The organism is Massilia putida (assembly GCF_001941825.1).
Taxonomy (GTDB): domain Bacteria; phylum Pseudomonadota; class Gammaproteobacteria; order Burkholderiales; family Burkholderiaceae_D; genus Telluria; species Telluria putida.
Window position 1 is genome coordinate 1,480,742 of sequence record NZ_CP019038.1, and the last position, 22,809, is coordinate 1,503,550.

At 66.5% G+C, this 22,809-nt stretch carries 14 protein-coding genes; 8 read left to right on the forward strand and 6 right to left on the reverse strand.

Annotated features, from left to right (window positions below; genetic code table 11):
- Window positions 1–40: 40 nt before the first annotated feature.
- On the reverse strand, window positions 41–3,016 hold the full coding sequence (locus BVG12_RS08845) for a CHASE domain-containing hybrid sensor histidine kinase/response regulator family protein (RefSeq protein ID WP_075792069.1): 2,976 nt from the start codon (window positions 3,014–3,016) through the stop codon (window positions 41–43).
- Window positions 3,017–3,126: 110 nt separating this feature from the next.
- Here BVG12_RS08845 and BVG12_RS08850 point away from each other — a divergent pair, with 110 nt between their 5' ends.
- Window positions 3,127–5,166: a prolyl oligopeptidase family serine peptidase gene (locus BVG12_RS08850; RefSeq protein ID WP_156895594.1), complete on the forward strand. Its 2,040-nt coding sequence runs from the start codon at window positions 3,127–3,129 to the stop codon at window positions 5,164–5,166.
- Between the two features lie 222 nt (window positions 5,167–5,388).
- Window positions 5,389–5,604 (forward strand): helix-turn-helix domain-containing protein, encoded by a 216-nt coding sequence (locus BVG12_RS08855; protein WP_179966281.1) that lies wholly within the window; start codon window positions 5,389–5,391, stop codon window positions 5,602–5,604.
- Here the strand turns inward: BVG12_RS08855 and BVG12_RS08860 are convergent.
- Window positions 5,579–6,310 carry a helix-turn-helix transcriptional regulator gene (locus tag BVG12_RS08860; RefSeq protein ID WP_075792071.1) on the reverse strand — a complete coding sequence of 244 codons (732 nt, stop codon included), beginning with the start codon at window positions 6,308–6,310 and terminating at the stop codon, window positions 5,579–5,581. The two genes, BVG12_RS08855 and BVG12_RS08860, sit on opposite strands and share 26 nt — an antisense overlap.
- 397 nt (window positions 6,311–6,707) lie before the next feature.
- On the opposite strand from BVG12_RS08860, the gene BVG12_RS08865 reads away from it, so the two are divergent.
- Together BVG12_RS08865 and BVG12_RS08870 are read left to right on the forward strand one after the other, a co-directional pair.
- Window positions 6,708–11,636 (forward strand): response regulator, encoded by a 4,929-nt coding sequence (locus tag BVG12_RS08865; RefSeq protein WP_075792072.1) that lies wholly within the window; start codon window positions 6,708–6,710, stop codon window positions 11,634–11,636.
- The gene (locus BVG12_RS08870) at window positions 11,636–12,490 is read left to right on the forward strand and encodes a CheR family methyltransferase (protein WP_075792073.1); all 855 of its coding nucleotides are present in this window, start codon (window positions 11,636–11,638) and stop codon (window positions 12,488–12,490) included. Before BVG12_RS08865 ends, BVG12_RS08870 begins: the two co-directional genes overlap by 1 nt.
- A gap of 132 nt (window positions 12,491–12,622) precedes the next feature.
- On the opposite strand, the gene BVG12_RS08875 is transcribed toward BVG12_RS08870, so the two are convergent.
- Window positions 12,623–13,243, reverse strand: a complete 621-nt coding sequence (locus BVG12_RS08875) for a glutathione S-transferase family protein (protein ID WP_075792074.1) — start codon at window positions 13,241–13,243, stop codon at window positions 12,623–12,625.
- A gap of 158 nt (window positions 13,244–13,401) precedes the next feature.
- Here BVG12_RS08875 and BVG12_RS08880 point away from each other — a divergent pair, with 158 nt between their 5' ends.
- Window positions 13,402–16,080, forward strand: coding sequence for a M1 family metallopeptidase (locus BVG12_RS08880; protein WP_075792075.1), 2,679 nt, complete (start codon window positions 13,402–13,404; stop codon window positions 16,078–16,080).
- A 9-nt stretch (window positions 16,081–16,089) separates the two neighbouring features.
- On the opposite strand, the gene glpD is transcribed toward BVG12_RS08880, so the two are convergent.
- Window positions 16,090–17,646: a glycerol-3-phosphate dehydrogenase gene (gene glpD, locus BVG12_RS08885; protein WP_075792076.1), complete on the reverse strand. Its 1,557-nt coding sequence runs from the start codon at window positions 17,644–17,646 to the stop codon at window positions 16,090–16,092.
- Window positions 17,647–17,774: 128 nt separating this feature from the next.
- On the opposite strand from glpD, the gene BVG12_RS08890 reads away from it, so the two are divergent.
- On the forward strand, window positions 17,775–18,419 hold the full coding sequence (locus BVG12_RS08890) for a phosphohydrolase (RefSeq protein WP_075792077.1): 645 nt from the start codon (window positions 17,775–17,777) through the stop codon (window positions 18,417–18,419).
- Entirely contained in the window at window positions 18,416–19,240 is an 825-nt protein-coding gene (locus BVG12_RS08895) for an SIR2 family NAD-dependent protein deacylase (RefSeq protein WP_229503841.1), read from the forward strand. The genes BVG12_RS08890 and BVG12_RS08895 overlap by 4 nt, the downstream gene beginning before the upstream one ends.
- Before the next feature lie 516 nt (window positions 19,241–19,756).
- Here BVG12_RS08895 and BVG12_RS08900 read toward each other — a convergent pair.
- Both BVG12_RS08900 and BVG12_RS08905 read right to left on the reverse strand, forming a co-directional pair.
- Entirely contained in the window at window positions 19,757–21,853 is a 2,097-nt protein-coding gene (locus BVG12_RS08900) for an ATP-dependent helicase (RefSeq protein WP_075792078.1), read from the reverse strand.
- 372 nt (window positions 21,854–22,225) lie between these two features.
- Complete coding sequence (locus BVG12_RS08905) at window positions 22,226–22,444, reverse strand: hypothetical protein (protein WP_075792079.1); 219 nt, start codon at window positions 22,442–22,444, stop codon at window positions 22,226–22,228.
- A 168-nt stretch (window positions 22,445–22,612) separates the two neighbouring features.
- Between BVG12_RS08905 and BVG12_RS34525 the strand changes: the two genes are divergently transcribed.
- Window positions 22,613–22,789 carry a hypothetical protein gene (locus BVG12_RS34525; protein WP_169926802.1) on the forward strand — a complete coding sequence of 59 codons (177 nt, stop codon included), beginning with the start codon at window positions 22,613–22,615 and terminating at the stop codon, window positions 22,787–22,789.
- Window positions 22,790–22,809: the final 20 nt, after the last annotated feature.

A 22,809-nucleotide genomic window follows, 5' to 3' on the forward strand; every position in this document is an offset into this window, starting at 1 on the left:
ATACTACTTCCGGCCGTCCGGCGGTAGAGCTGTCGAGTGTTCAGGCCTGATGATCCTGCTGGCGCGCGCCCAGTTCGGCGTGGATGTGGCGTTCCAGCCGCGACTGCAAGCCACGCAGCCGCGCCGCCAGCGTGCGCGCCCGGGCCAGCGCGCCCGGTTCGACCTGGCGCTCCAGCTCGGCGCACAGGTCGCCGAACCCCAGCGCCCCGACCGTGCGCGCCGACGATTTCAGCCGGTGCGCGACGGCGGCCGCGCGCGCCGGTTCCTGCGCGGCCAGCGCGCGCTCGATCTCGTGCATGCCGTCGCGCGCCGCGTCCAGGAACAGGAACGCGTATTTGCGCATCCGCTCGGCCTGGCCGCCGAACGCGTCGGACAGCACGCCCACGTCGAGCAGCATGCTGTCGCGCCGCGCGCCGTCGCCCGTGCCCGAAGGCCGCCGCACGTGGCGGCCGAGTACCCGCGCGATCGTCGCGATCAGCGTCTCGGGCGCCGCGGGCTTCGTCAGGAATTCATCCATGCCTGCCGCGAGACAGCGGGCCTGGTCGTCGAGTCCCGCGTTCGCCGTCAGCGCGATCACCTTCAGGTCCGCGTAGCGCGGGTCTTGCCGGATGCGGCGCGTGGCGTCGATGCCGTCCATCACGGGCATCTGCACATCCATCAAGACACAGTCGACGGGGCGTTCGGCCAGCCGCTCGAGCGCCATGGCGCCGTGATCGGCGACGATGACATGAGCGCCGGCATCCTCGAGCAGCTCGCGCGCCACCTGTTGGTTGAACGCGTTGTCCTCGACGAGCAGCATCGTCACGCCGGCCAGCGCGCCGGACGCCGCCTGCTGCGCCGCGCCCGCGGGCTGCGCGGCCGGCACCGGCTGCAGGCGCGCCGTGAACCAGAACGTGCTGCCCTGCCCCGGCGTGCTCGTCACGCCGACCGTCCCACCCATCAGCTCCGCCAGCTGCTTGCTGATGACGAGGCCCAGGCCCGTGCCGCCGTGGCGCCGCGTCGTCGACGGGTCGGCCTGGTGGAACGGCGTGAACAGCTGCGCCAGGTCGTTTTGCGCGATGCCGATGCCGTGGTCCTCGACGTCGAAGCGCACGAGCAGATCGGCGCCGACCGTGCGCAGGGCGCGGGCGCGCACGTGGATCGTACCCTGCTCGGAAAACTTGATGGCGTTGCCGACGAAATTCAGCAAAACCTGTTCGAGGCGCAGCGGATCGCCGCGCAGGGGCCGCTGCAGCTCGGGCGCCACGTCGAAGTCCAGCGTCAGGCCGCGCGCGGCCGCCTGCACGGCGAGCTGGCCGGCGAGGTTGTGCGTCAGCGCGTCCAGCGTGAAGTCGAGCAGTTCCAGCTCGACCTTGCCGGCCTCGATACGGGAAAAGTCGAGGATGTGGTTGATGATGCCCAGCAGGTGCTGCGCCGCGTGGTGGATCTTGTCCAGGTAGTCGCGCTGGCGGGGTTCTTCCGCGTGCTTGCGGGCGAGATAAGCCATGCCGATGATGCTGTTCATCGGCGTGCGGATCTCGTGGCTCATGTTCGACAGGAAGTCGCTCTTGGCGCGGCTGGCCGCGTCGGCCCGGGCCTGCAGCGCGTGCAGTTCCGTGACGTCGGTCGACACGCACAGCACGGCGTCCACCTCGCCGTCGGCGTGCACGGGCACCGTCACGCTCCACAACTGGCGCACGGCCCCGTCGGCGCCGGCGAAGGCGTTCCGCACGGCGCGCTTTTCGCCCAGTTCGAGCACGGGGCGGTCCAGCGCCCACAGCGCGTCGGCCTGCGCGGGGGGCATCACGTCGCGGTCGCGCCGGCCCATGATGTCCTTGGCCGGCAAACCGCAGGCAGCCGCCATCTTCGCATTGACGTAGCGGTAGCGGCGGTCGCGGTCTTTCAGGTAGACGTAGGCGTCGACGTTGTCGAGCACGAGGTCGAGCAACCGACGCTGCTCCACGGCCGCCCGGCGCGACCGTGCCAGATTGAAGAACAGCGCAACCACCAGCAGGGTCGCGGCGAAGCCGCCCGCCCCCGCCAGCCACGGGAATACGCGGCCGAATCCGCCGACCAGGTCGGCGCGGCGGGCGACGAAGCGGGCCTTCCACAGATTGTCGTCGAAGCGCACGGGCAGCACGGTTTCCAGCAGGTCGTCCGCGCGGCCGAGCGCCGGCGGCGCGCCGTCGTACAGCAGGTTGTCCGCTCCGCTCACGCGCAGCGGTCCGGTCGCGCGGCTGTCCGCCGCCGCGTACAGCTGCAGCGCCACGGGTTCCGTTTCGCGGCCCTGCAGCGCGCCCCGCACCAAGGCCGGAATGGAAAAGCCGATACCGACCGAGCCCGCATAGGCCGCGCGCCGGCCCTCGACGTCGAGCGGGATGGCGCTCCCCGCCGGCGTGCGGTAGACGGGCATGCGCAGGCCGAGGCCCAGGTGGCGCACGGGATGCTCCACGACGACGGGCTTGCCGGATGCCGCCATGCGTCCGCTGTCGCGCGCGCGGGCCAATGTCTGCACGGCGGCGGGCGCGCCGGCCGCCAGGTCCACACCGGATTTTTCGGGCAGCTGCGGCTCCAGATACGTCAGCACGGTGTAGGTCGGACGGCGTCCGGCGGGCCGGATCGAGAAATCGGGATAGCCGGCCGGATCGAGACTGCGGTCCGCGCGCACGGCGGCGACGAACGCGTCGCGCGCGCCGTCCTCGACGTACTGCGCGAAATTGATCGACTCGAGCGCCGGATAGTGTTCGGCCACGCCGAGCGTCTCGACGTAGCGGTGGAACTGCAGCCGCGAGGCCAGTCCGCCGTTCGAGTGGAACAGGCCGGCCAGTCCGCGCACGACGTCCGCGTACGAGTGCACGGCGCCATCCAGCTGCTGGCGGCCGCTCCTTGCCAGGTGATCGAAGCGCGCCTGCGCGTCGACCGCGACCGTATGCGCCGCGCCCAGGTACAGACCGGCGCCGGCCGCCAGGGCCAGTGCGACGCTGCCGGTCCACAGCGCGGCCGTCCTTTCCGTGTTGCGCGATGCGATGTCAGCCATGTGGACAGGTCCAGGATGTGACAATGAGTATTGTCGTACGGCAATTTTTAGATGTTTGCTAGTATGTTCGAATCCGGACGAAATGGCGAGCTCAACAATAAGGAACGCATATGCGCGAAACAAATAATGACAATCGCGCCCCCTGGCTGTGGCTGGAAGATGTCGATTCCGACCGCGCCCTGGACTGGGTGCGCGAACGCAACCGCGAAAGCGAGCGCGAACTGACCGCCCTGCCCGGCTACGCGCCGCTGCGCGCGCGGCTCAAGACGATCCTCGATTCGCGCGACCGCATCCCGTACATCGGCCACCACGACGGCAGCTTCTATAATTTCTGGCGCGACGCCGACCATGAACGCGGCATCTGGCGCCGCACCCTGCTCACCGAATACCGCAAACCGCTGCCCGCCTGGGAAACCGTGCTGGACCTGGACGCCCTCGCGCGGGACGAATCGGAAAACTGGGTCTGGGCCGGCGTGACCTTCCTGGAACCGCACGGCACGCGCTGCCTCGTCTCGCTGTCGCGCGGCGGCGGCGATGCCCACGTCGTGCGCGAATTCGACGTGGCGACGCGCGCCTTCGTGCCAGAGGGCTTCACGCTGCCGGAAGCGAAGACGAGCGCCGGCTGGATCGACGCCGACACACTATTCGTCGCCACCGACTTCGGGCCCGACTCGATGACGGCGTCGGGCTACCCGCGCATCGTCAAGGCCTGGCGGCGCGGCACGCCGCTGGAAGACGCCACGCTCGTCTATGCGGCGCAACCGGACGACCTGTCGGCCTCCGCCTGGCAAGATCCGACACCCGGCTTCGAGCGCCAGTTCGTCCTGCGCCAGATCGATTTCTACAGCAGCGAATTGTTCCTGCGCGATCCGGCCGGCGGCACGCTCACGCCCATCGACAAGCCGGAGGATGCCAACGCGTTCGCGCTGCGCGACCAGCTGATCGTCGAACTGCGCTCGGACTGGACGACCGGCGGCAAGACGTGGCCGCAGGGCGCCCTGCTGGCGATCGGTTTCGACCGCTTCATGGAAGGCAGCCGCGACTTCGACGTCCTGTTCGAACCGTCGCCGACGACGTCGCTGGACGGCATCGCGGCCACGCGCGGCTCGCTGTTCCTCACCATCCTCGACAACGTCAAGAACCGCATTGTCGAGTGGCGACGCGCGGAAGGCGGCTGGCGGCGGCGCGACGTGGCCGCCCCGGCGATGGGTGCGCTGCACGTGTCCGCCGTCGACGAATACGCGTCGGACCAGGTCTTCCTCACCGTCACCGACTTCCTTACGCCGAGCAGCCTGTACCTGATGGAAGCCGGCGGCGACGAACGCGAGGTCCTGAAATCCATGCCGGCGTTCTTCGACGCGGCACCGTACGCCGTCAGCCAGTTCTCGGCGCGCTCGCCGGACGGGACAAGCGTCCCGTATTTCGTCGTGATGCGCAAGGACGCGCCGCTGGACGGCACGCATCCCACGCTGTTGTACGGCTACGGCGGCTTCGAAGTGTCGCTGACGCCCTTCTACAGCGGCGTGACGGGCGAAGCGTGGCTGGCGCAGGGCGGCGTGTACGTGCTGGCGAACATCCGCGGCGGCGGCGAATTCGGCCCGCGCTGGCACCAGGCCGCGCTCAAGGAAAACCGCCAGAAGGCGTTCGACGATTTCCTGGCCGTCGCCGAGGACGTCATCCGCCGGGGCATCACGCGGCCGCGCCACCTGGGCATCATGGGCGGCAGCAACGGCGGCCTGCTCGTCGGCGCGGCGCTCACGCAAAGGCCGGACCTGTTCGGGGCCGTCGCCTGCCAGGTGCCCCTGCTGGACATGCGCCGCTACCACGAACTGCTGGCCGGCGCTTCCTGGATCGGGGAATACGGCGATCCGGACGAGCCGGACGAGTGGGCGTATATCGCCAAATATTCCCCCTACCAGAACGTCGCGGCCGACAAACGCTATCCGCGCGTACTGTTCACGACGTCCACGCGCGACGACCGCGTCCACCCTGGTCACGCGCGCAAGATGGCGGCGCTGATGCGGGAACAGGGTCACGATGTCTTGTATTGGGAAAATACCGAAGGCGGTCATGCCGGCGCCGCCAACAACGAACAGACGGCGACGATGTGGGCGCTGACATATACATTCCTGTTGAGCCAGCTCAAGTAACCCAGCACGGTTGATACGGCCCGTGGCCTTTTTCGATGGTAACCGGCGGTTATTCGCGCTTATTTACCGAGAGACGTGGCAGGGAACTAGCAGGGTTGCTAGGACGCTAAATGAATGTTGCATGGAATACTTGTTTCTCACACATCTTTCCATGGAGGAGCGGCGATGGCTAATGATTTCGTTACCGAAGCAAGCCTGCGGGAACCATTGGCAGGTACCCTGATGAAACCGCCCGTCTCCCTGGCGCCCTCAATCAGCGATCTGAAGAAATATCGGATCAGCAAACGCGAGAGCCAGGAGAAATTCTGGGGTCGTTTTGGCGTCACTCAATCCAGCGGCAGCCGCTTCGAAACGGGTCTGGCCATTCCGGCCCCGGTCGCACTGCTGTTGAAGCTGTATGTCAACGGCAAGCTCAACGATGGTGATCTTCTGGGGTAATCAGCCCTAAGGAAATTGCTCTCACAACCGCCTGTTGCCGGGTGTTGACGTTGAACTTCTGGCGGATATTCCCCATATGGAAGTTCACCGTCGCCTCGGAGCAGCCGGTGATTTTTGAAATCTCCCACGACGATTTGCCCACCATGACCCAGTTGAGCACTTCCAGCTCGCGCGGGGTCAGGCGCGGCGCCGCCTCTTGCGTCGGCGGCGGGCAGAACCGCACGCCCGACGCGAACGCATAATCACGCACCAGCGCCAGATCCGGCAGCATGCTCGACACGTCGCGCAGGAACGCGCCGTCGGCCGCCGTGTCGGCGGCAAAACTCAGCAGCCCGAATTCCCCGTTCGGACCGTGGATGGGAAACGTGACGCCGGCGCGGATGCCGTGGCTGCACGCTTCCTCGTACAACGCGCGCTGGGCCGGGCTGCGGAAGATGTCCGGATGCCAGATCAGCGGCAAGGTGGTTGCGAGGCAATGGCTGACGACGGGGTCGACATAGGCGAACCGCTCGGCGTCGTAACGTTCGCGCCACTTCGTCGGATAGTTGCTTTGGATAAATGCGTTCTCCAGGCGCGCATGGCGCGAGCCCGACATTCCGAACAAGACCTTGTCGAATCCATATTGCCGCCCCAGGGCAAACAGCGCTTCGCCCCAACTGGACGCGGTGTCGGTATGTAACAACTCGTCCAAATCAACGGTCTTCATGGCTGCCTCGCGCTGTTGACGTAGTGGATGTAATGACATCCGATATGCTAGTTGAGTTGTAACCAAAAAGCACGAAAAATTAGTCTTTTATTCATTATGGCAGAGCTATAGCTTTTGCTCAGTTGTCGTTCTGATACACGGGTCAACCCGGCCTGCCATCCAATCGTGCGCCAGTCTCGACAATTTTCGATTATCCTCGCGCGAATTGTCCATTTAAAATTTCAAAAATGCAAGTTTATAGAGAATCTGTAACACTTTAGCCGAGCGGCGCCCGTCAATGCTTGACTTGACCCGACACCAGAGTATCTTTGCTTTTCTAGACATTTAACAATACGCGTTGTCCTAAAACATGCGCGCGATGCCCTTCCGTACCTTCCTAATCGAGGAATTTTAGTCAATGAATAATATGACCGACATGGCTGAACAGCTCGATGTCAAGCTGCTGCTTTCCACGCTGATGGCACTGAAAAAGGGTGACTTCTCCGTGCGCATGCCGTCCGACTGGACCGGCGTGTCCGGCAAGATCGCCGACACCCTGAACGACATCATCGAGACCAAGGAAAAAATGGTCGAGGCGGTCACCGAAGTGTCGCGCGTCGTCGGCCGCGAGGGCCATCTGACGCAGCGCGCGTCCGTGCCGGGCGTCGTGGGCGGCTGGTCCACCATCATCAGCTCGGTCAATACGCTGATCGACGACCTGGTGCGCCCGACGACGGAAATGGCGCGCGTCATCGGCGCCGTGGCGAAAGGCGACCTGTCGCAGACGATGGCGCTGGAAGTGGACGGCCACCCGCTCAAGGGCCAGTACCTGCGCGCGGCGACCACCGCGAACACGATGGTGGAACAGCTGTCGTCGTTCTCGTCCGAGGTGACGCGCGTGGCGCGGGAAGTCGGTACGGAAGGTAAGCTCGGCGGCCAGGCCTACGTGCCGGGCGTCGCGGGTACGTGGAAGGACCTGACGGACTCCGTGAACTCGATGGCGGGTAACCTCACGTCGCAGGTGCGTAACATCGCGGAGGTGACGACCGCCGTGGCGAACGGCGACTTGTCGAAGAAGATCACCGTGGACGTGCGCGGCGAGATCCTGCAGCTGAAGGACACCATCAACGTGATGGTGGACCAGCTGCGTTCCTTCGCGTCCGAGGTGACGCGCGTGGCGAGGGAGGTCGGTACGGAAGGTAAGCTCGGCGGCCAGGCGTATGTGCCGGGCGTCGCGGGCACGTGGAAGGACTTGACCGACAACGTGAACTTCATGGCGTCCAACCTCACGGGCCAGGTGCGTAACATCGCGGCCGTGACGACCGCGGTCGCGAACGGCGACTTGTCGAAGAAGATCACGGTGGACGTGAAGGGCGAGATTCTCGAACTGAAGAACACCATCAACGTGATGGTGGACCAGCTGTCCTCGTTCGCATCGGAGGTGACCCGCGTCGCACGGGAGGTCGGTACGGAAGGTAAACTCGGCGGCCAGGCGGTCGTGAAAGGCGTCGCGGGCACATGGAAGGACTTGACCGACTCCGTGAACTCGATGGCGGGTAACCTCACGGGCCAGGTGCGTAACATCGCGGACGTGACGACCGCCGTGGCGAACGGCGACTTGTCGAAGAAGATCACGGTGGACGTGAAGGGCGAGATTCTCGAACTGAAGAACACCATCAACGTGATGGTGGACCAGCTGAACTCCTTCGCGTCCGAGGTGACCCGCGTGGCGCGCGAGGTCGGTACGGAAGGTAAGCTGGGCGGCCAGGCGAACGTGCCGGGCGTCGCGGGTACGTGGAAGGACTTGACCGACGGCGTGAACTCGATGGCGGGTAACCTCACGGCGCAGGTCCGTAACATCGCGGAAGTGACGACCGCCGTGGCGAACGGCGACCTGTCGAAGAAGATCACGGTGGACGTGAAGGGCGAGATTCTCGAACTGAAGAACACCATCAACGTGATGGTGGACCAGCTGTCCTCGTTCGCATCGGAGGTCACCCGCGTGGCGCGTGAGGTCGGCACGGAAGGTAAGCTCGGCGGCCAGGCGTATGTGCCGGGCGTCGGCGGTACCTGGAAAGACCTGACCGACAACGTGAACTTCATGGCGTCGAACCTGACGGGCCAGGTGCGTAACATCGCGGCGGTGACCACCGCCGTGGCGCGCGGCGACCTGTCGAAGAAGATCACGGTGGACGTGAAGGGCGAGATCCTGGAGCTGAAAGACACCATCAACGTGATGGTCGACCAGCTGTCGTCGTTCGCATCGGAAGTGACCCGCGTGGCGCGCGAGGTGGGTACGGAAGGTAAGCTCGGCGGCCAGGCGAACGTGTCCGGCGTCGCGGGTACGTGGAAGGACTTGACGGAGAACGTCAACCAGCTGGCGGCAAACCTGACCAACCAGATGCGCGCGATCGGTGAGGTCGCGACGGCGGTGACGCGCGGCGACTTGTCCCGTTCCATCCAGGTGGAAGCGCGCGGCGAGGTGTCGTACCTGAAGGACAACATCAACGAGATGATCCGCAACCTGAAGGAGACGACCCAGAAGAACGCGCAGCAGGACTGGCTGAAGACCAACCTGGCGCGCTTCACCCGCCTGCTGCAGGGCCAGCGCGACCTGCAGGCCGTGACGAAGCTGATCCTGTCCGAACTGGCACCGCTCGTCTCGGCGCACCACGGCGTGTTCTACATGATGGATTCGCAGGAAGCCGATGCGCGCCTGCGCATGATCGCCTCGTACGGCTACCGCTCCAGCCGCAAGCTGCCGACGTCGTTCCTGCCGGGCGAAGGCCTCGTCGGCCAGTGCGCGCTGGAGAAGACCCGCATCTGGCTGACGGACGTCCCGCGCGACTACATCGTCGTGTCGTCCGGCCTCGGCTCCGCTCCGCCGAACAACATCGTGGTGCTGCCGATCCTGTTCGAACAGCAGGTCAAGGCCGTCATCGAGATCGCGTCGCTGGACCGCTTCACGGAAACCCACCTGTCGTTCCTCGACCAGCTGATGGAATCCATCGGCGTCGTGCTGAACACCATCGAGGCGAACAGCCGGACGGAATCGCTGCTGACCCAGTCGCAGTCGCTGGCGCAGGAACTGCAGCAGACGAACCAGGAGCTGGCGGAAAAGGCGCGCCTGCTGTCCGAGCAGAACATCGAGGTGGAGCGCAAGAACCGCGAGGTGGAACAGGCGAAGCTGGCGCTGGAAGAAAAAGCGACCCAGCTGGCGCTGTCCTCCAAGTACAAGTCCGAGTTCCTGGCCAATATGTCGCACGAGTTGCGCACGCCGTTGAACTCCCTCTTGATCCTCGCGCAGCAGCTGTCCGACAACCCGGAAGGCAACCTGTCGTCCAAGCAGGTGGAATTCGCGAAGACCATCCACGGCTCCGGCTCCGACCTCTTGACCCTCATTAACGACATTCTCGACCTGTCGAAGATCGAGTCCGGCACCGTCACGCTGGACGTGTCGGAATACCGCTTCTCGAACCTGCGCAACTACGTGGACCGCACGTTCCGCCACATGGCCGAAGCGAAGCACCTTGGCTTCACGGTGGAGCTGGCGGACAACCTGCCGACCGCCGTCATGACCGACACGACGCGCCTGCAGCAGGTGCTGAAAAACCTGCTGTCGAACGCGTTCAAGTTCACCAGCCACGGCAACGTGTCGCTGATGATCAGCCTCGTGACGAGCGGCTGGACGGCCGACCACCCGCACCTGCTGCACGCCGACGCCGTGCTGGCGTTCTCGGTGCGCGACACCGGCGTCGGCATCCCGGCCGACAAGCTGCAGCTGATCTTCGAGGCATTCCAGCAGGCCGACGGTTCCACCGCCCGCAAATACGGCGGCACGGGCCTGGGCCTGTCGATCTCGCGCGAACTGGCGCGCCTGCTGGGCGGCGAGATCAGGGTAGAGTCAACGGTCAACGTCGGCTCCACGTTCACCTTGTACCTGCCGTACAACCGCGCGGGCTTCATCAATTACGAGCAGACCCGCCAGCCGCAACCGGCGCGCCTGGCCCCGCCGCCGCAGCCGCAATCCGCGCTCCCCGCGCCGACGATGCTGCTGGAGACGGAGCTCGCGGCCGAAGACGGCCGCGCCGTCACGAGCCTGGCCGTGTCGGACCCGTCCGGCAGCCTCGTCGAATACGCGGCCATGCTGGACGACCGCGGCCTGATCGTGCCGGGCGACCCGTCCGTGCTGATCGTCGAGGACGACGAGCGCTTCGCCAAGACGCTGCTCGACTTTGCCCGCGAAAAGAACTTCAAGGGCATCGTCACGCACCGCGGCGATTCCGCGCTGTCGCTGGCGCGCGACTACCTGCCGTCGGCGATCCTGCTCGACATCGACCTGCCCGACATCGACGGCTTCACGGTGCTCGACCGCCTGAAACGCGACCCGAGCACGCGCCACATCCCGGTGCACGTGATGTCGTCGCTGCGCGAGCGCGAACGCGCGCTGCGCCAGGGTGCCATTTCGTACATCAACAAGCCCGTCAGCCGCGAGATGCTGCAGGAGGAATTCAAGCGCATCCAGAAATTCCTCATGGGCGGCAAGCGTTCGTTGCTCGTCGTCGAGGACGACATGGCGCAGCGCGAATCGATCGTGGGCCTGATCGGCGATTCCGACGTGCGCATCGTGACGGCGGAAGACGGCAAGGCCGCGCTGGAAGCGCTCGCGCAGCAGCACTTCGACTGCATGGTGCTGGACCTCACGCTGCCCGACATCTCCGGCTTCGACCTGCTCGACCAGATCGGCAAGCAACCGCAACTGCGCGACCTGCCGATCGTGATCTACACGGCGCAGGAACTGTCGCGCAAGGAGGTCACGAAGCTCAAGCGCTACGCCAAGACCATCGTCGTCAAGGACGCGCGCTCGCCGGAACGCCTGCTCGACGAGACGGCGCTGTTCCTGCACCGCTCGCAGGCCAGCCTGCCCGAGACGCAGCGCCGCATGCTGGAAGAGATCCACGCGGCGGACGGCGGCCTCGCGGGACGCAAGGTCTTGATCGTCGACGACGACCTGCGCAACATCTTCGCGCTGTCGTCGCTGCTGGAGCGCCAGCAGATGCAGGTGCTCTTCGCCGAGAACGGCCGCGACGGCATCGAGGTGCTGGAGAAGGATCCGACCATCGAGATCGTCCTCATGGACATCATGATGCCGGAGATGGACGGCTACGACACGATGCGCGCCATCCGCCGCATCCCGAAGTTCAAGTCGCTGCCGATCATCACCCTGACCGCGAAGGCGATGAAGGGTGACCGCGACAAGTGCATCGCCGCGGGCGCGTCCGACTACATCACCAAGCCGGTCGACGTGGCCCAGCTGCTGTCCATGATGCGGGTTTGGCTGCACTGATGACGGCTGCGACGAGTAACTGGACCGGCCTGGCGGCCGGGCTGGCGATCGAGGAGCTGGAAACGGAGCTGCTGCTGGAAGCGCTGTTTCAGCGCTTCGGCCACGATTTCCGCGCCTACGATCGCCCCGCCCTGCGGCACCGGCTCGCGGAGGCCATGCGCACGCACGGCGCGTCCACGTTGTCCGGCCTGCAGGAAAAGGTGTTGCATGACCCGGCCGTGGCGTCCGCGCTGCTGCGCATGCTGGCGCCAAAGCCCGCCGCGCTGTTCGACAATCCGGCCCACACGCAGCGCCTGCGCACCGTGCTGGCGCCGTCGCTGCGCGCCTGGCCCCTGCCCCGCGTCTGGATCGCGGAATGCGCGGGCGTGGGCGAGGCATGGACGCTCGCCATCGTGCTGGCGGAAGAAGGCGTGTTGGGCAAACTGGACATTCATGCGACGCTCGCCAACGAGGAACTGGTGGCCGACATGCAGGACGCCTGGCTGCCCGTCGCCGACCTGGACACCGCGCAGACGCGTTACGCGGCCAGCGGCGGCCACGCGGCGCTGTCGACGTACTTCGAAGTGCGCGACGGCCGCGCGCGCCTGCAGCCGCAGCTGCGCCGGCGCATCACGTGGTCGCAGTACAGCCTCGTGACGGATGCGTCGTTCAACGAATTCCAGGCGATCCTGTGCAGTGGCGCGCTGTCCGACTTCGGTCCCGTGCTGCGCCAGCGCGTGCTGCGGCTGTTCCACGACAGCCTGGCGCGCTTCGGCGTGCTGTGTCTCGACCGGCCGCTGGCCGTGTCGGATGCGCATGCGGGGACGTACCAGGCGATCGAGGGGGATCGGCCTTGGTACAAGCGCGTGGGATAGCCCGTCATCGTCATCCCCGCGCACGCGGGAACAGTGCTCCCGGCACTATTCCCTCATGCCGAGGGGCCGAAGTCGCGGCGATACCGCATCCCGAAGCTCGGTATGGGTTCCCGCTTTCGCGGGAACGTCGGGCTAGATGGCCTGCGCGCTCGGGCGCTGCGCGATCCGGTCGCGCCACCCCTGCAGATTCGTGAGCCCTTCATCCGTCGGCCGGAACTTCATCAACCCGCGCGCGAATTCGAGCGCGCAGAACGCCGTGATGTCGGCGATCGTGAACCGGTCGCCGGCCACGTAATCGCGGTCCGCCAGCACGCCGTCGAGCCAGCGCGCCGTCTCGCGCACCTTCACGCCCTGCGCCGCGCCGAAGTCGCCGAACTGCGGCTGTTCCAGCGCGGCCAGGCCCGGATGCGTGTGGCGGATGCAGTTGGCGATGCGCAGGAACAGCTGCAGCTCGCAGCGCCGGTCCATCATCTCGATGAACGCGCGTTCCTCGAACCCCTCGCCCATCAGGTTCGGGTCGGGGTGCGTCCCCTCCAGGTAGGTGCAGATGGCGCGCGTCTCGGCCAGCGTGCGGCCGTCGTCCAGCGCCAGCACGGGCACCTGGGCCATCGGATTCAGCGCCATGAACGCCTCGTCGCGGTGCTCGCCCTTGCCCAGGTCGACCTGCACCGTCTGGATGGCAATGCCTTTTTCGGCCATGAACATCAGGACGCGGCGCGGGTTCGGGGCGCGGCTGCTCGTGTACAGTTTCATGCGTATCTCCTCGGCTCGTTATCGGCGCCGATCATACCCGATCCTCGCCACTTGTTCATTTGACAGTGCGCGCCGATTGACCGTAGATTGCCGGATTGGCCGCGCGCGCCCATCGCGAGCGTCGCGCGGGCCCTCCGACCATACTCGATAGGAATTCCATGCAACGCAGCCTGATCTCCGCCGCCATTATCCTCGCGCTGGCGGCTCTGCCTGCCGGCGCCGCGCCCATCCGCGCGCACGCCGGCGCGGCGGCCAGCGTCGACACCACGACCCAATTGCCGCGCGGTGTCATCCCCACCCATTACCAGGTGTCGCTGACGCCGGATGCCGCCGCCGCATCGTTCCGTGCACGCGCCGTCGTCTCGATCATCGTCGCCAAGGCCACGAATACGATCACGTTGAACGCGGCCGACCTGACATTCTCGAAAGTCACGCTGACCCCGGCCGCCGGCGGTGCCGAACGGGACGCGGCGGTCGCCGTCGATGCCGACGCGCAGACCGCGACGTTCACGTTCGGGGCGCCCGTGGCGCCCGGCATCTATCACCTGGCGCTGGACTACACGGGCGTGATCGGCACGCAGGCCGTCGGCCTGTTCTCGCTGGACTATCCGGGCGCGGACGGCAAGCCGCAGCGCGCGCTGTACACGCAGTTCGAGAACTCGGACGCGCGCCGCATGATGCCGTCGTGGGACGAGCCGGCCTATAAAGCCAGCTTCGCGCTGGACGTCGTCGTGCCGGCAGGCCAGATGGCCGTCAGCAATATGCCGGCGACGAAAACGGAAACGCTGCCGGACGGCCGCAAGCACGTGAGTTTCGCGACGACGCCGAAGATGTCAACGTACCTGCTGTTCTTCGCCCTCGACGACTTCGAACGGGCCACGGCAAAAGTCGAAGGCACCGAGGTCGGCGTCGTCACCCGCCGCGGCGCGCTGCCGCAGGCGAAGTTCGCGCTCGACGCATCGCAGGCCATCCTGCGCGAGTACAACGATTACTTCGGCGTGCGCTACCCGCTGCCCAAGCTGGACAACGTGGCGGGCGCCGGCCGCAGCCAGTTCTTCAGCGCGATGGAAAACTGGGGCGCGATCTTCACATTCGAATACGCGCTGCTGCTCGACCCCACGATCGCGACCCAGCACGACCGCGAGGAAATCTTCGCCACGGCCGCGCACGAGATGGCGCACCAGTGGTTCGGCGACCTCGTGACGATGCGCTGGTGGGACGACCTGTGGCTGAACGAAGGCTTCGCGTCGTGGATGGAAAGCCGCACGACGGCGCGCCTGCATCCGGAGTGGAACACCCAGCTGGGCGCCGTCGACGTGCGCGAAACCGCCATGCGCCGCGATTCCGTCGCCGGCACGCACCCCGTCGTGCAGCATGTGGCGACCGTGGAGCAGGCCAACCAGGCGTTCGACGAGATCACGTATTCGAAGGGCGAATCCGTGATCCGCATGCTGGAAGCGTATGTGGGCGAAAACGCGTGGAAAAACGGCGTGCGCGCGTACATGAAGGCCAATGCGTACGGCAACACGGTGTCGGACGACCTGTGGAAGCAGATCGAAAAGGCGGCCGGCAAGCCCGTGACCGCGATCGCCCACGATTTCACGCTGCAGCCCGGCGTCCCGCTGATCAAGGTCGGCGAACCGGTGTGCCGCAACGGAATGACGACCGTGCCGCTGACGCAGGCGGAATTCACGCGCGATCGCGCGGACAAGACGCCGCTCGCCTGGCGCGTGCCCGTCATCGCGCAAATCGCCGGCAACGGTAAGCAGGCGGCGACGCTCGTCAGCGGCGGCAAGGGCGCGATCACGGTGCCGGGGTGCGGCGCCGTCATCGTCAACGCGGGCCAGAGCGGCTACTACCGCACGCTGTACACGTCGGCCGATTTCGCGCAACTGGCCGAGCGCTTCGCCAGCCTGGCGCCGATCGACCAGACCGGCCTGCTGGCCGACAGCAGCGCGCTGGGCCAGGCCGGCCTGCAACCGGCGTCGGACGTGCTCGACCTCGTGAAAGCGACGCCGGCCGGCGCCGATCCGGCCGTGTGGTCGCGCATTGCCGGCATGCTCGACGGCTTGCACTCACGCTATCGCGAACAGGCGGCCGGCGGCGATACGACGCGCCAGCGCCGCTTCGACGCGTTCGCGATCGCGCGCCTGGCGCCGCTGATGGCGCAGGTCGGCTGGACGGCGCGGCCGGGTGAACCGTCGGCCGTGGCGAATCTGCGCGAACGCCTGGTCGTCACGCTGAGCGACCTGGGCGACCCGACCGTCATCGCCGAAGCGCGCCGCCGCTACGCCGCGTTGGCGACCGATGCTGCCGCCGTGCCGGGCCCGCTGCGCAAGACCGTCATGGGCGTCGTCGCCCAGCACGCGGACGCGGCCACCTGGGACCAGTTGCACGCGGCCGCGCGCAGCGAGACGACCCCGCTCGTGCGCGACCAGCGCTACACCTTGCTCGCGACGGCGGAAGACCGCGCCCTCGCCATGCGCGCCCTGCAGCTGGCCCTCACGGACGAGCCGGGCCTGACGGTCAGCGCGTCGATGATCTCGGAAGTGGCGACGCGCTATCCGGACCTGGCGTTCGACTTCGCCGTCGCCAACCTCGCGAAGATCAACGAACGCGTGGACGCCAGCTCGCGCAGCCGCTACGTGGCGCGCCTTGCGATGGGGTCGTCGGATCCGGCGATGGTCGGCAAACTGTCCGCCTACGCGCAGGCGAACCTGGCGCCGACCTCGCGCGGCGACGTCGAGGCGGCCATCGCGGCCATCAAGGACCGCATCCAGGTGAACACGGCGCGCTTGCCGGAGATCGATGCCTGGCTCGCCAGGAACGCGCAGTGATGCGTTCGATCACGACACCGTGACCGGGCCGCGGCGCCGCGCGGCCAGCCAGGCATCGAGGCGCTGGGCCGCGCCCGGCGCCACGTGCAGGCCCAGTTTCGTGCGGCGCCACAGGATGTCGTCGGCGCACGTGGCCCATTCCTGGCGCACGAGGAAGTCCGCCTCGACCTCGTAGAGGCCGGCCACGATTTCCACGCCCAGGTCCGCGCGCGAACGGCAATGCGCGAGCAGCGTGGACAGCCGCGTGCCGTAGCTGCGGGCGTAGCGGACCAGCAGCGCTTCCGGCAGCCAGGAAAATTGCTGGCGGCGCGTGCGCACCCACGCGTCGTATTCGAGCACCGCGCGCGCGATCGGCACCTTGCCGTAGACATCGCCGCCGGGCAGGCAGGCATGTGCGGTCCAGGCCGGCAACTGGCGGCCGAGCACGGGGCCGATCCAGTCGACGGCCTGCTCGGCCAGCTTGCGGAACGTGGTGACCTTGCCGCCGAACACGGACAGCAGCGGCGCGCCGCCTGCCGTGTCGTGCTCGAACCGATAATCGCGGCTGGCGGACGACGCGCTGCCACCGCCGTCGTCGATCAGCGGACGCACGCCCGCATAACTCCACACCACCTCCTCCGGCTCGATGCGGCGTTCGAAGCAGCGGTTCACGGCCTCGCACAGGTAGGCCGTCTCGGCCGGGCTGATGGCGACGCGGTCCAGGTCGTGCGCATCGTAGTCGACGTCCGTCGTGCCGACCAGCGTGAACACGCCTTCGTACGGCAGCGCGAACACGATACGGCCGTCGGGCTGCTGCAGCAGGTAGGCGTGGTCGCCGTCGAACAGGCGCGGCACGACGATGTGGCTGCCTTTTACCAGGCGCATCGTTCGCGCCGGACCGGCGCCCGTCGCCTGCAGGAAGCTGGCCGCCCACGGCCCCGCCGCGTTCACGAGACAGCGGGCGTGCACGTGGACATGGGCCTCCGGCCCGTGCAGCTCGACATCCCAGCGCTTCCCCTCGCGCCGCACCCGCGCGCAGCGCGTGCGCGTGAGGACGGTGGCGCCCCGCTCGCGCGCATCGAGCGCCGCCAGCACGACGAGGCGCGCGTCGTCGACCCACGCGTCGGAATAGGCGAACGCCCGCGTGAAATGAGGCTGCAGGGCGGCACCGGCCGGGCTCGTGCGCAACGACACGGTACTCGACGCCGGCAGGAAGTCGCGCGGCGCCAGGTGATCGTAGAGAAACAGGCCCGCGCGGATCATCCAGCCCGGACGCTGCCCAGGCGCACCGGCCGCGTGCGGCATCAGGAAGCGCAGCGGCCGGATGATGTGCGGCGCGCTCTTGAGCAACACTTCGCGCTCGGCCAGTGCCTTGCGCACGAGCCCGAAGTGAAATTGCTCGAGATAGCGCAGGCCGCCGTGGATCAGCTTGCTGGACGCGGACGAGGTGTGCTGGGCCAGGTCGTCCTTTTCGCACAGGACGACGCGCAGGCCGCGGCCCGCCGCGTCGCGCGCGATGCCGGCGCCGTTGATGCCGCCGCCCACGACGAGGACGTCGCAATCGATACGTTTGGCAATATCTCCCATCTTCGCTGCGCTCCGGTTCGCCCGGGCCCCCGCCCGGCCGCAGCCTACTATAAACCGCGAACGTGGGCATGTGTTCGTTCACGTCAATCCGGCCGGGGTCGGCCGGCGGCCCCGTGTAAAATCGGCCCATGGCCATCATCCAAAACATGCGCGCCTGGGTCCGCATGCCGTCCGGCAAACGGCTCGACCTGTTGAATCCGACCCCGTTCGACTGGGACGACAGCGACCTCGCGCTCGGCCTCGCGCGCACCTACCGCTGGGGCGGGCACTCGGCGTGGCCGTTGCCGCTGTCCGTGGCCCAGCACTCGATCGCCGTCATGCTGCTGCGCCGCGCCGCGTCGCCGACGCCGCTGGCCCCCGTCGTGGAATTGCGCGAACTGCTGCACGATGCGGAAGAAGGCCTGCTCGGCTTCGACGCCGTCGCGCCCATCAAACCGTTCCTCGGCGAAGGTTTCCGCGCGCTCACTCGGCGGCTGGAACAGGCCGTGTTCCTGCGCTACCGCCTGCCCGCGTGGACGCCCGTCGACCATCAACTGCACAAGCGCGCCGACCGCCTGGCCGCCGCCGGCGAAGCCGTGCACGTGGCCGGCTGGTCGGAACAGGAAGTGCGCACGACGCTCAAGATCCGCTCGCCGGTGCTCGACGAGGATCCATTGGTCGCCGTCTACGGCTGCGCGCCGTGGGAGCCCTGGGCCCCGGGCGTGGCTGCGGAACGCTTCCTGAGCGAACTGGAATACCTGCAACGCCGCATCGATGAAGGCGACGCCGCGTGAATCCGGACGCCGCCGCCGTGCTCGCGAAGGCCGCCGCGCTGGTGCGTGACGCGGACGGGCTGTTGATCGGCGCCGGCGCCGGCATGGGCGTCGATTCCGGCCTGCCCGACTTCCGCGGCGACCACGGCTTCTGGCGCGCCTATCCGCCGCTGGCGGCGCTCGGCATCCGCTTCGTCGAGATCGCGAATCCGCACAGCTTCGCGACGCACCCCGAACTGGCCTGGGGCTTTTATGGCCACCGCCTCGCGCTGTATCGCGCCACGGTTCCACATGCGGGCTTCGCGGTCCTGCGCGAGATCGGCGCCCGCCTGCCGCACGGCGCCTTCGTCTTCACGAGCAATGTCGATGGCCAGTTCCAGCGCGCCGGCTTCGACGATGACCGGCTCGTCGAATGCCACGGCTCCATCCACCATCTGCAATGCACGCGCCCATGCAGCGACGCGATCTGGCCGGCCGACGCCGTCGATCCCGTCATCGACCCGGCATCGTGCCTGATGGCGGCGCCGCTGCCCCGCTGTCCACGCTGTGGCGCGTTGGCGCGGCCGAATATCCTGATGTTCGGCGACGGCCGCTGGCTGGAGGCGCGCACGGAAGATCAGTACGCCCGTTTCGACCGCTGGCGCGCGCGCGTCGCGAACCTCGCCATCATCGAACTCGGTGCCGGCACGGACGTGCCTTCCGTCCGGCGCATGTGCGAGGTCCAGGGCGCGCCGCTCATCCGCATCAATCCGCGCGAGCCGCATGTCGCGCCCGGTCGCGGGGTCGGCATCGGCCTGGGTGCGCTCGATGCCCTGCTTGGCCTGGGAACATTGTTGAGTTGATCAGGAAATACTCGACGCCGTATCAAGTACACGGTCTAAAGTATTGATTTGGCGGGATTAATTTTAATATCCACAAGAAATGTGGATAACTGTGTGGACAAGCGCCTCTTGACAAGCCGGAAGCGCAGTATTGATGCGGGTTTCAACAAACTGCCCATTGAACAGGCAAAAATCAAACCTTTTAAAATCAAATACTTACCGGTGCTCGCGTTTTAGGCAAGATGTGGAAGCTAGGAAAAATCCTACAAATCGGCCACGCCGGGGATAACTTTTGGCGAGCTGTTCCGTATCTACCCACTTTTCCCGTCATCGTGCTGTCATTTTCGCGGTTTGGATTCGTAAAAGCTTTCCCAGGAGGGTCGTAAAGCCTGCCCTGGAAATTCGTCACTGCCTGCCCGGAGGCTGGTAAAAGCTGCCGCGGAAACTCGTAAAACCTGCCCCGGAGGCTCGTAAAAGCTTCCCGCAGGCTCGTAAAAGCCTCCCCCGGAGGTTCGTAAAAGCCTCCCCCGGAGGCTTTTACTTCCATGCGTTGCGGGCCCTTTCGCGCACCATCATCCGGACACTGTCCGGCATCGGCTTGCGGACCTGCAAAGTCTCCGCGTTCGTCCACGCGCACTCCTCGAAATGCTTGAGCATGGCGGGCGTCACGAAGCGCGTGCGTTGCGCGTACACGTGGCGGTCGCCCATCTGCGCCTGCTGCTTGATGAAGAAGCGGTTCGGGACGATGAGGTGCAAGTGCTCCTTGGCGCGCGTCATGGCGACATACAGCAGGCGGCGCTCTTCCTCGATGTCCTCGGCACTGCCCGTCGCCATGTCGGACGGGATGCAGCCGTCGACGACGTTCAGGACGTGCACGGCCTTCCATTCCTGTCCCTTGGCCGAGTGGATGGTGGACAGGATCAGATAATCCTCGTCCAGCAGCGGCGGGCCGGCGCGGTCGCTCGTCGCTTCCGGCGGATCGAGCGTCAATTCGGTCAGGAAGTTATCGCGCGAGCCATAGCCGGCGGCCAGCGCCACCAGCTGGTCGAGGTCGGCGGCACGCACCGGCGCGTCGTCGTGCAGGCGTTCCAGGTGCGGCAGATACCAGTCGCGGACGAGCTCCACTTCCAGCGGCCAGCGCAGGCCGGTCGTGCGCAGGGTGCGGAACAGGGCCTTGAATTGATCCCACTCCCCTTGCGCGCGCGGCGGCGCGGGAAACGCTTCGACGGCCGCGACGGGATCCGCCGCCTCCGCCACCGCGTCCAGCAAGCGGGCCGCCGTCGCCGGCCCGATGCCGGGAATCAGCTGGACGACGCGAAAAGCCGCGACGCGCCCCGCCGGATTCGAGGCGAAGCGCAGCATGGCGAGCACGTCCTTGATGTGCGCGGCCTCCAGGAATTTCAGGCCGCCGAATTTGACGAACGGGATATTGCGTCGCACCAGCTCCAGCTCCAGCGCCGCGCTGTGGCTGGCGGCGCGGAACAGCACGGCCTGCTGCGTCAGCTTGATGCCCGCCTCGCGCTGTTCCAGCACGCGGTTGCAGACCCAGCGCGCCTGCTCGGCCTCGTCCGGGATCAGCACGAGCTGCGGCTTGCCGCTGGCGGCTTTGTCCGTCCATAACGTCTTGGCGTGACGCTCCAGCGCGGCGGCGATGACGGCATTGGACGCGTCCAGGATGGGCTGCGTGGACCGGTAATTGCGGTCCAGCGTGATGATGCGGGCCGGCTCTCCGAACTGCTGCGGGAAATCGAGGATGTTGCGCACCGTCGCGCCGCGGAACGAATAAATCGATTGCGCATCGTCGCCGACGACCATCACGCCGCGCCCGTCCGGCTTCATGCCTTGCAGGATCGCGGCCTGCAGGCGGTTCGTGTCCTGGTATTCGTCGACGAGCACGTGATCGAACAGCGCGCCCAGTTCCGGCCCGAGTTCCGGATCAGACGCCATCTCGGCCCAGAACAGCAGCAGGTCGTCGTAGTCGAGCACGTTCTGTTCCTGCTTGGCGTCGACGTAAGCGCCGAACAGGCGCTTGAGCTGTTCTTCCCATTCGCTGCACCATGGGAAGGTCGATTGCAGCACGTCGGCGAGCGGCTCGCGGCTGTTGACGACGCGCGAATAGATCGCGAGACAGGTGCCCTTGAGCGGAAAACGCTTCTGGCCGACCGAGGCACCCAGGCCGACGTCCTGGCGCACCAAGCCCATCAGGTCTTCGGAATCCGCGCGGTCGTGGATCGTGAACGACGCTTCCAGGCCGATCCGCCCCGCGTACTCTCGCAGCAGGCGCGCGCCGATACTGTGGAACGTACCGGCCCACGGCAGGCTGCCGACGACCGACGACGTGCCCAGCACGCGCTGCAGCACCCCGGCGGCGCGCTGGCCCATCTCGCCCGCGGCGCGGCGCGAAAAGGTCAGCAGCAGGATGCGCTGCGGGTCGCCACCGGCCAGGATCAGCCTGGCGACGCGGTGCGCCAGCGTATTCGTCTTGCCCGAACCGGCGCCCGCCACGACGAGCAATGGCCTCACCATGGCGGCGCCCACGTCGTGCTCGACGGCGGCCAGTTGTTCTGGATTCAGGCCGGCGAACGGATCGGCGGGCGCGGACGGCTTGGAAACGGGGATGGCGGCGACGGACATGGCGGTTGAGCGTTGATGCTCAACTGTACATTTGTCCAGCATCTAAACGCAAGGGCAACGATGTCGATGTAGCCAAACCACGTCAATCCGGCGTCGGCGGGCGCGGCGGTTCGCCGACCGCGTCCGCCCCCATGCCTATTTGACAAGGGTTGCCCAGATATCCACAAAAACTGTGCATAAGGTTGTGGAAAAACACCCTATTGACATGTCAAAACCGAGCAGGAATGCGGGTTTCAACAAATTGCCCGTTGTTCGGGCAAAACTCAACCTTCACAAAATCAATGGTTTACGAGCATGAGCGCAACACAAGTCGATAAATTATGCAAGATGAAAACGAGCAATAATGTGCATAAGTGCCGCGCTCTTTAGCCCTTACCTGCACCACGAGCGCCTGCGGCCCGGCTCCGTCAACACGCGCTCGATGACGTCGTTGCCGACATTCTGCGAACGCAGGTATTCCACGGCCGACATCGTATTGCTGCGCTGCTGGAGCGCAATACCCAGGTCGACGATATCTTTCTGCTGAGAATCGCGCCGCTGGTACGGGACAGTCGTCTGACCGTCTTCGAGCTCGAGGGTGTCTTGGTTCATCGCAGTTCCTGACTTTGATGGATTGAAAGGGATTGCCGCCTAACGAGTATTTCCCAGGTTTAGCCAAAGTCAAGCTTATTTTCAATTTTGCTTGACTCCCGCGCCGTGCGCCACCCGCTTTAGGCTGCGCCTAGAATGACCCCATCATCCAACCAATACGAGGAATCCATGAGCGCCCTGCCCGATCCCGACCTGAAACCCGGCGACGAAGCCGAACCCGGCACACCCGGTGCCGGCGAAGACCTGTGCGAAACCTGCGGCGGCAGCGGCAAGCTGGCCGACGGCAAGATCTGTCCCGAGTGCGAAGGCACGGGACGCGTGATGCGGGGCATCGGCGGCGGCTGATGCACGCGCGATCGCGCCGG